Here is a 14,153-nt window from a genome sequence, read left to right as displayed (position 1 = left end):
TGAGAGGCTCGCGACCCTCAAAAGGGTTGCCGTAGACAGCAAGAGAGCTTACCTAACCCAGAGCGACGGAGAAAAGCTTCGCCGCCTGATCGAAGGAACGGTGGCTTCGATGACCGCCGAAAAACTGTCGACGCGTTACGATCGGGGTCTGGAGCACGATCGCCTTTATGATAAGGCGCTCGCCGATTTTCGTGTTCTCGTTCTGGACCCACGCACACGCCTCGCATCTTTGCGCGCATTTCTTGAACACGAACTTCCGCTCGGTCGGCCCTATTTCGTCAAGGTGCTGTTCCTTGAGACAATTGCGCGACTGCTCGGCCAGGAATGGGTGGCGGACAATTGCGACTTCATAGACGTGACGATTGGCACATCCCGCCTTCAAGCCATGGCCGTCTCTATGTCGCTTGACCTGCGAGAAGCCGAGCGCAACGTCAATGCGCCGGGCGCTCTGATCCTGACACCGGTCGGCGAGCAACACACGCTGATGCCACATCTCATCGGGCTGCTCTTTGAAAGCCTCGGCTGGGCAAGTCAGGTGCTGGAGCCCGAGGCGAGCACACCCCCCGTTCTCGAACGTGCGGTGGAAGCAGCTGACATTGCCTGCATCGGCTGGAGCAACATTCGGCTGGCCACCGAATTCAAGACCCTCGTTCAAAATGTGCGCGAGCTGCGCCAAGGTCCACGTCTACCGCTCGTTGTCGGCGGTGCAGCAGCACTGGATTCCGTTGATTTTCTTGTAGGATTGGGGATTGACTGCATCTGTGACAGCGTTTACTCCGCCGTGAAGATCTGCGAAAGTTACTATGAATTGGAAAGAATCAGCCAGCAGGCTCGCGCCGCAGGCCGAACAGCAGTGGTTACACACAGCGGAATCGATTGGCTCACTCCATGAAGCCACTGAACGGTCATAGCGGTACGGATGGCTTCGCAGTCGCAGACAGCCTGCTGAAGACCCTTGATCTCGATTCCCTGGGCTCGCTGTTGAGCCTGGGTGCGGATGTGGTCTTCCTTGTCGATCAATCGTCGGTCGTCTCCCAGGTCTATTGCGCCAGCAGCGATCTCTCCGAATATGGTCTGTCGAAGACGATCGGCAGGCGTCTGCAGGATTGCGTGACGGTCGAGTCGGTGCCGAAGATCGACTCGATGCTGTCAGCCGGCACAAGCCGCCATCCGGTGCGAGGCTATCAGGTCAACCACAAGTGCAGCGGCAAGCCCGATCTCCCGGTGGTCTACTCCGCATACACAGCCAAGGACTTTCCCTATACCATCGTCGTCGGCCGCGATCTCAGGCAGCAGATGCTGGACCAGCAGCGTCTGGTTCAGACGCAGATGGAACTGGAGGCAGATTACCGCGAGCTGAAAGAGGCAGAGACCCGGTATCGGACTGCCTTCAAGGTGGCAAGCGTCGCCTACGTCATGCTCGACGGCGAGAGGCGGACGATCCTCGATGCCAATCCGGCTGCAAGCACGCTTCTCTCCTCCACCGGCGCACCTCTGTCCGGCAAGTCGATCCGCGATCTCTTTGTCAGGGATGACCGGGATCGCGTGGGAGACGCCATCAGTGAGGCCCGCCATAGCCCCAATCCTGTCAATCTGGATGGCGTCAGGGTAGCCAAAGGCGAGCCTGTATCCCTGACGATCAGGTCCTATCGTGAAAATGGCATCACCAATGTGCTGCTGGCGCTCTGGCCCGCCGATCAGGATGAGGAAAGCAAGCGCCAGCGCACGGAACGCCCGACCGGCGGCAATGCGGTGGAGATCGCTGACCTGCCTGAAGCGGCCCTCGTGACAGATCCCGAGGGAACGGTGCTGGCTGCCAACACGCTATTCCTCGATCTTATTCACGCACCATCCCTTACACAGGTTCTGGGCCGCAACATCGCATCCTGGTTTTCGAATGCCGCAATCGACATTCGAGTCCTCTACACCCGCCTGTTGGACGAACCATCCGTCCGCGGATTCACGTCAACACTGACGGACAATCTGTCGGGCGAAAATGCCGTGAGCATCTCCGCTCGGCTGAACCCTTCGAGCAGCACCATCCAGTTGATCGTGATCCCTCAACCCACGGGCAGCGATCGGCTGACGATCCCCTCCCCGGGCGTTCCCGACCAGGCAGACGGTTTTTCCGCCCTTGTCGGCAAGGTGCCTCTCAAGGACCTCATACGGGAATCGCTCGATGTCATCGAGAAGATCTGCATCGAGGCCGCCCTCGACCAGACCAGCAACAACCGGGCCTATGCGGCCGAAATCCTGGGACTGTCGCGCCAGAGCCTTTACATCAAGCTGCGTCGCCATGGCCTTGAGGACTATCGGCCCGGCACCGACCGTCAAGGCTAGCAACCAGCCAAGACTGTCAATTTGAGTTGACACTTCTCGGGGGCGGGTCTAGCCTCCTTGCATGGCCCAGATCCCTTCCCATGTTCCGGCAGCCTCCTACCCGTCCCTCGGGGCGGTGGTGCAGTTATTGAAGCCGATCACATGGTTTCCCCCGATGTGGGCCTTTGCCTGCGGAGCAGTTGCCTCGGGTGCGGCCATCGGCGACCGCTGGTTTGCGGTTGCGCTCGGTGTCCTTCTTGCCGGCCCCCTGTTGTGTGGCACGAGTCAGGCGGTCAACGACTGGTTTGACCGCCACGTCGATGCCATCAACGAACCCCACCGCGTGATCCCCTCGGGCCGCATGCCCGGCCAGTGGGGGCTGGGCATCGCGATTGCCATGTCGGCGCTCTCCATGGCCGTTGCCGCGCTGCTGGGCCCCTTGGTCTTCGCCGCCGCTTTCCTCGGCCTGCTGCTCGCCTGGGGTTACAGTGCGCCGCCTTTCCGCTTCAAGCAGAATGGTTGGCTCGGCAACGGGGTTGTCGGTCTAAGCTACGAAACACTGCCTTGGATCACCGCCGCCACCGCCGCCCTGGGTCATGCACCGTCAAGCGGCAGCGTGCTGATAGCCCTCCTCTACGGCATCGGTGCCCACGGCATACTCACGCTCAATGATTTCAAGTCGATCAAGGGCGACCTCCAGATGGGCGTCGACACGCTGCCGGTGCTGCATGGCGCGCGTAACGCTGCACGTATTGCCTGTCTTGTCATGGCTATTCCGCAGGCTGCCGTCGTTCTCCTGCTTGCAGACGAGAAGCTGACGACGGGAGCCATGCTGGTCGGTCTCGTCCTCTCTCTCCAGCTCCTGTGCATGATCCGCTTTCTGAGAGATCCGGAGGGCAAGGCCGTCTGGTATTCGGCTGTCGGGGTCGGCCTCTATGTCACCGGCATGATGGCTGCGGCCGTCGCGCTCGGCTCACTTCCGCTGCCAACATAACCCTCAGGATAGGGAAACCGTGATGCGCGACCCATCAACCGAGCAGCGATCCGTACGCTCTTCACACGAAGGTCTCGGGTGGCTTGCGATTCTACGGCTGGGACTTGTGCAGGCGGCACTGGGTGCAATTGTCGTCCTGACGACATCGACGTTAAACCGGGTCATGATCGTCGAACTCGGGCTTGCCGCAGTGATACCCGGCCTTCTGGTCGGCGTGCATTATGGGGTTCAGATTACGCGCCCCCTCTGGGGCCACAAATCGGATACGGGCCGATCCCGATCCGAATGGATCCTGGGCGGACTGGCCCTTCTTGCCCTCTCTGGAACGGCTGCGGCCGCAACGACACTCCTGTTCGAGCAGTCATTCCTCGTCGGGCTCATCGTGGCTATCCTCGCCTATGTCCTGATCGGGATCGGTATCGGCGCCTCCGGAACTTCACTGCTTGCGCTGATCGCCATGAAGACGGCCGTCGAACGGCGCGCTGCGGCTGCAACAATCACATGGATGCTGATGATCACGGGTATCATCATCACGTCGATCGTTGTCGGATCGCAGCTCGATCCCTACTCGCATGAGCGGCTGATTGCCGTTACCGCCATGACCGGCGTCAGCGCCTTCCTGATCGGGGTCATCGGTGTAATCGGCATGGAGGCGAGACCGACCATCGGCGCAACCGAAGAGCAAAGCCCGGCATTGAGCTTCCGAGAAAGCCTGCGCGACGTGCTCGACGACGAGGAGTCTCGACTCTTCACCCTGTTCATCTTCCTGTCCATGCTGGCCTTTGCCACTCAGGACCTGATTCTCGAGCCCTATGCAGGCCTGCTTTTCGGCATGACGCCCGGAGAAACGACAAGCCTTTCCGGCACCCAGCACGCAGGTGTGCTGCTTGGCATGATCCTCGTGGGCGTTTCCGGCGCAGTTTTCGGAAAACGTCTTCCCAATCTGCCACGGCATTTCATCACATGGGGATGCTTCGGCTCGGCACTGGCCCTCGGCGCGCTGGCGCTCTCGACCCGGTCCGCGCCGGTCTGGCCGCTGGAGCTCAACATCTTCCTGCTTGGCGCCACCAACGGCGCTTTCGCTGTCGCAGCCGTCGGCACCATGATGATCCTTGCAGGCCAGGGCCGCACACCGAACTACGGCATGCGCATGGGGGTCTGGGGCGCAGCACAGGCGATTGCGTTCGGCCTTGGTGGTGTGCTCGGAACTGTTGCGCTCGATCTGGGCCGCTGGCTGATGACAAGCGATGCACTGGCCTTCTCAACTGTCTTTTCAATCGAGGCGAGCTTGTTTCTGGTATCCGCACTCGTCGCAACCCGCATCGGCAGACGGTCGACGGTACAGTCGTCTCGTTTGCCGGACGCCGCGGCCATGCCTGGAGAATGAAGCCTGAAGCCGGACCTCCGGCAGGGAGATATGCATGTCCAAGCTCTACGATGTGATTGTCGTTGGCGGCGGCCCTTGTGGCGCCATGGCCGCCGAGCGTCTGGCCGAAAAAGGTCACTCCGTTCTCCTGGTCGATCCCGACAATCGCATCAAACCCTGCGGCGGGGCTATCCCTTCGCGGGCACTGGCGGATTTTGGCATCCCCGAGAGCCAGCTCGTGGCCCGCGCCAATGCCGCCCGCATCATCGCCCCCTCGGGGCGCACGGTCGACATGACGATCGGTGATATCGGCTACGTCGGCATGGTCGATCGCGCGACCTTCGACCCCTATCTTCGCCAGCGCGCGGCGGAAGCGGGCGCTGATCGCTTTCACGGCAAGCTCGATGCGATGACCGAGGACAAGAACGGCGGACTGGATCTGACGCTCTCGCCCACGAATGACGCAGACGGCAAGCCTGTGCAGTTCCGCGCTCGTCGCGTGATCGGTGCCGACGGTGCAAATTCGGCTGTCCGACGACTGATGTTCCCGGCGTCCCGCAAGCCCCCTTACGTCTTTGCCTATCACGAGATCGTGGAGAGCCCGATCGGTGCAAAGGAAGAGATCTTCAAGCCCGACCGCTGTGATGTCATCTATGACGGGCGCATTTCGCCGGATTTCTATGGATGGGTCTTTCCGCATGGCGGACACACCAGCATCGGCACCGGTACTGCCGTGAAGGGACACAACATCCGCGAAGCGACGCGAGCGCTGAAGCTCGCCGCAGGCCTCGGCGACTGCCGTGTCATCCGGCGCGAAGGGGCTCCGCTACCCCTGAAGCCCATGAAACGTTGGGACAACGGCCGAAACATCCTGCTCGCTGGCGACGCCGCAGGCACGGTGGCACCTTCTTCTGGCGAAGGGATCTACTACGCCATGCTTTGCGGTCGCCTTTCGGCAGAGGCCGTGCACCATTCCCTGATCGCCGGGAACGGCAAGGCGCTGGCCGGCGCCCGAAAGGTCTTCATGCGCGCCCATGGACGGGTCTTCCTGATCCTCGGCATCATGCAGAAGATCTGGTATCGCAACGACAAGCTCCGGGAGAAATTCGTCGCCATGTGCGCCGATCCCGACGTGCAAAGGCTGACCTGGGAATCTTATCTCAACAAGAAACTCGTGCGACGCGATCCGCTTGCCCATGTCAGGGTATTCCTCAAGGATATCGCCCAGCTCTTCGGGATGCCGGCAGGGCAGCGATGACGGCATGGCTGGTCTACATCTTCGCGTCGGGCTGGATCAGCGTTGTGGCAATCGTCATCCTCTGGGCGATAGTTTTCACCGTCGCAGGGCGTTCCTCCCTTGTCGGTGCCAGCCTGAAACTGCTGGCACCCAACGCTGTCTCGGGCACAGCTCTACTCGCCGCCTTCGGGCTCGCCATGCGTCAGGCGCCCGTTGGATATCTGGCAGGCCTGCTTGCCCTCTCGCTGATTGCTTTCCTGATCGACCTGCGCCTCAGGATATCGGATCAAGCCGCCGGATTAAGCCGCCGGACGGAGTAATTGAGGGTGGCAGCCGCTGTGACCCAGGCGAGATAAGGCAAAAACAGCAGCGAGGCCAACGGCGTCGCGGACCAGGCCACGATGATGAAGGCCGCAATCGAGAGCCAGAGCACCGCCACATCGACAAGGGCCAGATCCATGCGGCGCAGTCCGAAGAAGAAGTAGGACCACAGCGCGTTGGCCACCATTTGCAGGCCCCAGAGCGCGACCGGCTGCGACCAGCCCTGAGCGTCCCAGACCAGCCAGCCGGCATAACCGATCATCACATAGAGGATCGTCCAGACGACCGGGAAGGCCCATTTCGGCGGCGTCCAGTTCGGCTTGCGCAGACCCTCGTACCATTCACCGGGCTTGAACATCGCGCCGCTGGATGCGGCGAGGAGAACGATGACGATAAAGACGACTGCGGCCATGATCCGGCTCCGGGGTTGGTTTCGTATACAGTATGCTTATGGCCTGCGTCCGGTTCCATGACGGTCCCGTGACCCGAGGCGAACCATTGGCCGGCTTGTCCGGAATGGTCGAATGTCATGCCAGCACTACATATGATTTTCATCCGCGATGCCATGGGAGGTTACACATGTCGAGGATATTAGCAGCCGCATGCACAGCCGCAGCACTCCTGCTGTCTACAAGCGCCTTCGCCCAGGAAGGCGATGCCGCGGCTGGTGAAGCGGTGTTCAAGAAGTGCAGCGCCTGTCACAACGTGGCAGACGCCAAGCACAAGGTCGGACCTTCCCTGCAAGGCGTGATCGGTCGCCAGCCCGGCGTTGCCGAAGGCTTCAAATATTCGAAGGCGATGGTGGATTATGGCGCAGGCAAGGTGTGGGATGAGGCAACGCTGGCGGCCTATCTGGAAAACCCGCGCGGCGTCGTAAAAGGCACCCGTATGGCATTTGCAGGCCTGAAGGATCCGAAGGAGATCGCCGACGTCATCGCCTATCTGAAGGCGCATCCGGCCCCCTGATCGAGCCTACAAAAATCCGCCGGGCAACCATGCCCGGCGGAATTCGAAGCAAAAGTGTAAAAAAAAGTTTACATATCGCTCGTCTTCTCCGAATATACACTTCTTGCACCATTCTTCGGCAACCGCCGTCCACAAGCGCCAATTCGGCACTGGAATCGACAGCGGACCCGTGAGGATTGGGCTCTTTCGTGGGAGGAGAGCGCAGTGGGTTTTTCTTTTGCGAATGACGTCGCCACCCCATTGCTCGACCAGGTGCGCGTTCCCCTTGATCTGAAAGCCATGGACCATGCCGCGCTCTGTCGCCTCGCAGAGGAATTGCGCGGCGAAACCTTGCGGATTGTCTCCGAAACCGGCGGCCACCTTGGCTCCAGCTTGGGTGTGATTGAACTGACGGTGGCCATCCACGCCACCTTCTCTGCTCCACGCGACACGATCATCTGGGATGTCAGTCATCAGTGTTATCCGCACAAGATCCTGACCGGACGCCGCGAGCGTATGCATAGCCTGCGCAAGAAGAACGGCTTGTCCGGCTTCACCCGCCGCCAGGAGAGCGAATTCGACCCCTTCGGCGCAGCCCATTCCTCCACATCGATCTCGGCTGGCATGGGCTTTGCCACGGCACGCGATCTGAAGGGAGAAGAGGGTCATGTAGTCTGCATCATCGGTGACGGTGCGATGTCCGCCGGGATGGCCTTCGAGGCGATGAACAACGTCGGCACATCAGGTCGGCGGCTGATAGTCATCCTCAATGACAATGACATGTCGATATCCGCATCCACGGGTGCCCTTTCCGACCATCTCGCTGACATCAGGCAGAGAAGTGGGGCGAACACGAACAACCTGTTCCAGAATTTCGGTTTCGACTATCGCGGTCCGATCGATGGACACGATCTCGACCGACTGCTTCCGCTTCTGAGCGAAATACGCGATGAGCAGGATGGCCCGGTGTTCCTGCATGTCGTTACCCGAAAGGGCGCGGGTTACCCACCGGCAGAACGGGCCGCCGACAAATATCATGGCGTCAATCCCTTCGACGTTGCGACCGGGACCCAGACCAAGGTGCAGGCGAAGGCACCAAGCTACACGAAGGTGTTTGCCGAGGCCTTGGTCGAGGAAGCAAAGTCGGACGATCGCATCGTGGCGATCACGGCAGCCATGGCGACCGGCACGGGCTTGGACAGGTTCCAGGCTGCGTTCCCTGATCGTGCCTTTGATGTCGGGATCGCTGAACAGCATGCAGTGACCTTCGCAGCGGGCCTGGCGGCAAGCGGCATGAAGCCCTTCTGTGCCATCTACTCGACATTCCTGCAGCGCGCATACGACCAGATCGTCCATGACGTGGCCCTCCAGCAACTTCCGGTCCGCTTCGCGATTGACCGGGCGGGACTGGTCGGGGCTGACGGTCCCACCCATGCGGGCGCCTTCGACGTTGTATACCTGGCCAACCTGCCAGGCTTCACGGTCATGGCTGCAAGTGACGAGGCCGAACTCGTCCACATGGTGGCAACCGCAGCAGCTCATGATCAAGGGCCCATCGCCTTTCGCTATCCACGCGGCGAGGGTACGGGCATTCCTTTGCCGAAAAACGGAGAAATATTGCCCATCGGTCGCGGCCGGATCGTCGAGCAAGGAAGCGACGTCGCCATTTTATCCTTCGGCACCCGGCTTGCTGACTGCGTAAAGGCACGCCGGCTGCTGTCGTTGGAGGGAACATCGGTCACGGTCGCCGACGCACGATTTGCAAAACCTCTCGACACCGCACTTCTGGCAGAACTCGTCAACAACCATGCCGTTCTGGTCACTGTCGAAGAGGGTTCCACGGGCGGTTTCGGAGCGCTTGTGCTGCATCATCTTGCGAATCGCGGCCTGCTGGACGGACGTTGCGCCCTGCGCACCCTGACCTTGCCCGACACGTTCATCGCCCAGGCGAGCCCCGAAGACATGTACGAGGAAGCCAAATTGACCGCCCGCCACATTGCCGCAGCCGCGCGCAACGGGCTCGGAAGCCAGCGTCCAACCAGCGATGTTCGCCGCACCGGAAGGGCGGGGCAGCAGGAGCTGACGACACGACTGCACCGTGCGGAAGATCGCTGATACTAAACTATTGGGAGCTTCGTCGCGTATAAGACTACGTTAGGTTTGGCGAGAGCACAGGAATGCGGTAATGTCGGATCGGGATGAGCGGATCCGCCCAAACCGACGACCGGGAGGGTGACATGGCGGGTGACAATGACGGGCCGCGCTCGGGAGAACCTCCGGCGAGGGCCGACGGCAAGTCTGGAACGTCTAAGGCCGATGCAAAGCTGACAAGCCTCGAACAGCGCATTCTCGAAAGCGCTATTCGCGGGGCTGTGCCTCGGCTGGTGAGTGCGAGTCACACGGAACTGACCGCGGGGCTGCGTGACGGCGAGACCCCGCCCGAATTCGACTTTCACCTGCATCCGGAACTGGATCCGAAAGCAAGAGAACTGCCAGGTACCGACAAGGCGATTGCCTTTCGTGCGGCCCTGACACAAGCACTGATCCAGCCGGATCCGCGTGGCCACCGAGAGATGATCGAGGAATTGCAGCGCAGTGACCTGCCGATGCACACCCTTGCCATCCAGCTCTTTTCGCCTGTGGCTGCACATCTCGGCCGGCTCTGGTGCAACGACGAGACCGATTTCATTCAGGTGGCCGTGGCATCCACACGGCTCGGGATGATCGTCAACCATCTGTCGCAGAACCGCAGCCAGACCATCCGGGAACGTCAGAAAGCGCGCCGCGTGCTTCTCGCGCGGACCCAAGGCGCATTGCACACCATTGGCGTGTCGATTGTCGCTTCCTGTTTCCGCGACATGGGGTGGGATGTCGATGGGGGAGCCGACCTCGAACTCAACGACAGCCTTTACATGCGCCTTTCGAATTCTTCCTACAGCCTTCTCGGCATCTCGGTCGGGCGTGTCGACGAAGTTGACGAATGCGCCGCTGCCATCAGCCGAATCCAATCCAATCGTGGCCTGAGCGCGATGAAGATCGCGGTCGGTGGTCCGGCAGTGATGAAAAATCCGCAAGCCTTCGGCAGCATTGGCGCGGACATGGTGGCAAAGTCGGCGCTTGAAGTCATGCACCTGGCCGACAAGATGGGGGTATGATCACCCGGCACGCCTCCAGCCACTTTGGCTTGTGATCAGCTGGTGCTGAAGACAAGTGACCAAGGCCCGAGAATGCCCGGTCGGTGGTCGCCCAGCGCATAGACCACATCGACCAGATCACTTTCCAGTCCTGTGGCAACAGCCTCCGGAGTCGGATTGGCGACGAGCACATATCGACGCCCGTCTTCCAGAGGCCACTCGACGCGGATGGCACCACCATCCAGAGCGTAATGGCCTCCCTTTCGCATGAATGACATCAATGGAATGACCCGTTCGCGACGCAACGCGATCAGTTGCCTGTAGCGATCCACCCACACGGAGCCCGGCTCCGAGGACGCCTGCTCCCAATCGACGCGCGCTGAGTGGAACGTGTCCTGCGCGGTCGGATCCAGCAGATCATCACCAGCGAAACCTGGAATCTTCGACAGTTCTGTCCGGCGCCCCTCACGCACGGCCGCATTCAACTCGTCGTCGAAGTCACAGAAATAGGGAAAGGGCCGTTGGGAGCACCATTCATCGCCCATGAACAGCATGGGAATTTGTGGAGACAACAGCGTCAGCGAGACAGCAAACGCGAGCGCCTGTTCGGGGAGCGCGGCCTTTACCCTGTCTCCCTTGGCCCGGTTGCCGATCTGGTCGTGATTATGAAGAAAAGAGATGAAGGCCGAAGGCGGCAAATGCGCACTCGGACGGCCTCGTCGTTCACCACTATAGGGCATCACGTCGCCCTGGTAGACGAAGCCCTCTGCGAGAGCCTTCGCCAGCGCTGCACCGGCATCCGCATAGTCCGCGTAGTATCCGAATGTCTCGCCTGTGGTCGCAACATGCAGGGCATGATGCATGTCGTCGTTCCATTGTGCATCGAAAAGGGAGGATCTCCCTCTGTGGTCTCGGTCCAGAAGACGAGGATCATTCTGTTCATTCTCGACAATCAGATGAACGTGGCGATCGACGAACCTCTCCCGCACGCGTGTCGCAAGCTCGTTCAGGAAATGCGGCTCGCTATCGTCCTTGATCGCATGCACCGCATCGAGTCTCAGCCCGTCACACTGAAACGCTTCAATCCAGTACAGGGCGTTCTCGATGAGAAACGCCCGCACCTCCTCGTTCTGTTGATCATCGAAATTGATGCCGTCGCCCCATGGCGTCTGGTGGTGGGGCGAGAACAACGGGGCATAGGCGGGCAACAGATTCCCGGAGGGGCCGAAATGATTGTAGACCACATCGAGGAAGACGGAGATGCCCCTCTTATGGGCTGCCTGAATGAGCTCCGCGAGATCCTCTGGCCGTCCATATCGACTGTCCGGGGCATAAGGCAGGACACCGTCATAACCCCAGTTCCAGCGGCCGGGAAAGTCTGCAATCGGCATGATCTGAATGGCAGTAATGCCGAGCCTGTTCAGGTGATTCAGTTTGCCGATCACCGCTCGAAAACTCCCCTCCTCCGTAAACGTGCCGACATGCAGTTCGTAGATGACCATGTCGGCCCACGGGCGCCCGCGCCAGAGAGGGTCGCGGGCCCGGAAAGTCGCAGGATCGATCACCTCGCTGGGCCCGAGGACGTCCTCAGGCTGATGGCGGCTTGCCGGATCCGAGACGAGCGAGCCGTCAGGGAGACGGAACCGATATCTCGTTCCATGCCCGGCGCCTTCAACCTTCACATGGAACCAGCCCTTGTCACGCCGTTCCATGCCCATCGATGCACCACCATCGACCTCCAGCAAGACGGCCTCGCAACGCGGCGCCCATAGCCGGAAAAGAACCCCGTCATCTTCGATAACGGGGCCGAAACGATATTGGCTCAAAGCGCTTTCTCCTTACATGGGTAGGAAAAGCCCAACGCCGCAGCCGTGAAAATGTTCGACCCGATCTTTGGTATCGGGTGTTCCGGGCCGCAGGGCTCAGAGCGTCTTCGGAGAGAATGACAGAGGAAAAGTCACAGCCTGCCCGGTCTCAGCCGAGCGCTGCGCCGCAAGCCCCATCGCGACCGCCCACCAGCCGTCCTGCAGCGCAACCTCGACCGACTGCTCCCCACGAACGGCACGCTGAAAACGCTGATGCTGATAGAAGGTCGACCCATTATGGTCGCCGGCCTCGAGCAATTGCGGATCGACGGGTATCTCGACCATGCGCGGCCCCTTCGGATCGCGCGGCGAGACGATCACCTGGGCGATCGGCGGCTCGCCGAGATGCTCCGGCCAGAAGCGCCCGGGACCAGGCACCAGGCATTCAATCTTGCCCTTGGGCCCGATAGCCGAGATCTCTTCCTGATAGCGCGCCCCTTCGGCGAACATGCAGAGTTCGAGCATGGCACGCGCCCCGGAGGCGAAGTCGACGATGACATAGGCATTGTCCCAGATGTCGGACTGTTGACCGTCGTAAACCTCGTCCAGATGGTTTACCGACTGTCCGCCAGAGGCCATCACGCGCACCGGATCGGATTTCAGGATATGACGCATCAGATCGAAGAAGTGGCAGCATTTCTCGACCAGCGTCCCGCCGGTATTGCGGTTGAAGCGGTTCCAATCGCCGACCTTTTCGAGGAAAGGAAAGCGGTGCTCGCGGATCGTCAGCATGCGGATGCCACCGGTGGCGTCCTCTGCCTCATCGATCATCCGCGCGACCGGCGGCATGTAGCGATATTCCATCGCCACCCAGATCGGCGCCGGATAGGCCGCGCGCAGAGCGGCAAGGCGGGGTGCATCGGCGGGATCGGTGAACAGCGGCTTCTCCACGAGAACCGGCAGCGGCCGGATCGCGGCGATCTTTTCCAGCTGCTCCAGATGCAGATAGTTGGGGCTGGCAATCAGCAGGCAGTTTACTTCCCTGACGGCCAGTAGTTCTTCGATCGAACCGACCATCTGCGCCTCAGGCACCGCCTGGGCAGAGAGCGCCTGCATGCCGGCATCCGGCTCGAAGATCGCCGCAACCGACGCGTCCTCCAGAAGCGCGATGTTGCGCAGGTGCTCCTGCCCCATCATGCCGCAACCGATGATCCCGTAATTCAATCCTGCCACTCTTTCCTCCTGGGTCGGGCCGCGCTCGCGGCCCCTTTATTTCAGCCGCGAGACGTAGCGCGCGACGGTATGGTCGAGCCAGGTGCGCGAGACTTCGGCGCGCACGCCGTCCGGGTCCTGGCTGATGCGTTGAATGTGAACGATGGGTGCTCCAGCCATCTGCCCGAAGCTCTCCGGGGCCCAGTCCGGCACATGGTCGAGGCCGATCTGGTCCTCTGCCCTGGCGATCCAGAGCGACAGTTTCGTCCGGTAGAAGAGATAAAGGGATTCCGACACGGCTTCGGGATCGATTGCATCGATATAGGAGCCATCGAGCCAGATTTCCTCGAGTGCTGCGGGCTTGCCGGAAAGACGGCGCAGCCGGCGAATACGATGCGCGTCGCCAGACGTCCCGAAGGCCGGCAGTCCCGCCGGCTTCGGCAGCCGCTCGATGGACAGGATCTCGGCCGTCGGCAAACCGCCACCGGCCAGCAGCTCCAGCCGGAACATCGCATAGACCGACTGAGGGTCGGAGATCGCCCGGACATAATTGCCGGAGCCCTGGATGCGCTCCAGAAGCCCCCGGTTCTGCAACTCGGCCAGCGCCTTGCGCAGCGTCCCCACCGCAATGCCGAGTTCTTCCGCCATCTCTCGCTCGGGCGGCAGCTTTTCGCCGTCGATCAGCCGTCCGGCAGCGATGTCGCGGACGAGAAGCTCGGTGATCTGCACATAGATCGGAAGACTGCCGGGCGGAGGCGTTGCGGGGTTCTGTGGCACTTCGGTATCGCCGGAAAAAAATTGATACACTATTGATCTACAT

The 14,153-nt window shown here is 61.0% G+C and carries 13 protein-coding genes; 9 read left to right on the top strand and 4 right to left on the bottom strand.

The window, feature by feature from the left end; translation table 11 throughout:
* The first annotated feature begins 109 nt into the window (after positions 1-109).
* The 6 genes from H6M51_RS03670 (at position 110) to H6M51_RS03645 (ending at position 6,236) form a co-directional block, all read left to right on the top strand.
* A complete protein-coding gene (locus tag H6M51_RS03670; protein WP_185808544.1) occupies positions 110-892 on the top strand; it encodes a cobalamin-binding protein in 783 nt (260 codons plus the stop codon).
* Positions 889-2,340, top strand: a complete 1,452-nt coding sequence (gene ppsR / locus H6M51_RS03665; protein ID WP_185808543.1) for a transcriptional regulator PpsR — start codon at positions 889-891, stop codon at positions 2,338-2,340. Before H6M51_RS03670 ends, ppsR begins: the two co-directional genes overlap by 4 nt.
* Before the next feature lie 61 nt (positions 2,341-2,401).
* A complete protein-coding gene (gene chlG, locus H6M51_RS03660; RefSeq protein ID WP_185808542.1) occupies positions 2,402-3,313 on the top strand; it encodes a chlorophyll synthase ChlG in 912 nt (303 codons plus the stop codon).
* A gap of 22 nt (positions 3,314-3,335) precedes the next feature.
* Complete coding sequence (locus tag H6M51_RS03655; RefSeq protein WP_185808541.1) at positions 3,336-4,700, top strand: BCD family MFS transporter; 1,365 nt, start codon at positions 3,336-3,338, stop codon at positions 4,698-4,700.
* Between the two features lie 34 nt (positions 4,701-4,734).
* Positions 4,735-5,937: a geranylgeranyl diphosphate reductase gene (locus H6M51_RS03650; protein ID WP_185808540.1), complete on the top strand. Its 1,203-nt coding sequence runs from the start codon at positions 4,735-4,737 to the stop codon at positions 5,935-5,937.
* Positions 5,934-6,236 carry a hypothetical protein gene (locus tag H6M51_RS03645; RefSeq protein WP_185808539.1) on the top strand — a complete coding sequence of 101 codons (303 nt, stop codon included), beginning with the start codon at positions 5,934-5,936 and terminating at the stop codon, positions 6,234-6,236. The genes H6M51_RS03650 and H6M51_RS03645 overlap by 4 nt, the downstream gene beginning before the upstream one ends.
* Here H6M51_RS03645 and H6M51_RS03640 read toward each other — a convergent pair.
* Positions 6,203-6,649 (bottom strand): TspO/MBR family protein, encoded by a 447-nt coding sequence (locus H6M51_RS03640; RefSeq protein WP_185808538.1) that lies wholly within the window; start codon positions 6,647-6,649, stop codon positions 6,203-6,205. The two genes, H6M51_RS03645 and H6M51_RS03640, sit on opposite strands and share 34 nt — an antisense overlap.
* A 167-nt stretch (positions 6,650-6,816) precedes the next feature.
* Between H6M51_RS03640 and H6M51_RS03635 the strand changes: the two genes are divergently transcribed.
* The 3 genes from H6M51_RS03635 to H6M51_RS03625 all read left to right on the top strand — a co-directional run bounded on the left by H6M51_RS03635 (position 6,817) and on the right by H6M51_RS03625 (position 10,337).
* Positions 6,817-7,203, top strand: a complete 387-nt coding sequence (locus H6M51_RS03635; protein WP_185808537.1) for a cytochrome c family protein — start codon at positions 6,817-6,819, stop codon at positions 7,201-7,203.
* A gap of 204 nt (positions 7,204-7,407) precedes the next feature.
* Positions 7,408-9,297: a 1-deoxy-D-xylulose-5-phosphate synthase gene (locus tag H6M51_RS03630; RefSeq protein ID WP_185808536.1), complete on the top strand. Its 1,890-nt coding sequence runs from the start codon at positions 7,408-7,410 to the stop codon at positions 9,295-9,297.
* A gap of 122 nt (positions 9,298-9,419) precedes the next feature.
* Positions 9,420-10,337, top strand: coding sequence for a B12-binding domain-containing protein (locus H6M51_RS03625; protein WP_246780388.1), 918 nt, complete (start codon positions 9,420-9,422; stop codon positions 10,335-10,337).
* A 35-nt stretch (positions 10,338-10,372) separates the two neighbouring features.
* On the opposite strand, the gene treZ is transcribed toward H6M51_RS03625, so the two are convergent.
* From treZ to H6M51_RS03610, 3 genes are all read right to left on the bottom strand, one after another.
* Positions 10,373-12,142, bottom strand: a complete 1,770-nt coding sequence (gene treZ, locus H6M51_RS03620; RefSeq protein WP_185808535.1) for a malto-oligosyltrehalose trehalohydrolase — start codon at positions 12,140-12,142, stop codon at positions 10,373-10,375.
* Between the two features lie 96 nt (positions 12,143-12,238).
* Positions 12,239-13,354, bottom strand: a complete 1,116-nt coding sequence (locus H6M51_RS03615; RefSeq protein ID WP_185808534.1) for a Gfo/Idh/MocA family protein — start codon at positions 13,352-13,354, stop codon at positions 12,239-12,241.
* Positions 13,355-13,390: 36 nt separating this feature from the next.
* A complete protein-coding gene (locus tag H6M51_RS03610) occupies positions 13,391-14,110 on the bottom strand; it encodes a GntR family transcriptional regulator (RefSeq protein ID WP_348644389.1) in 720 nt (239 codons plus the stop codon).
* Positions 14,111-14,153: the final 43 nt, after the last annotated feature.

Source organism: Rhizobium sp. AQ_MP (genome assembly GCF_014237835.1).
GTDB lineage: Bacteria > Pseudomonadota > Alphaproteobacteria > Rhizobiales > Rhizobiaceae > Allorhizobium.
The sequence above is the reverse complement of the archived record's forward strand: the minus strand, read 5'-3'. Positions and strand labels throughout refer to the sequence as shown.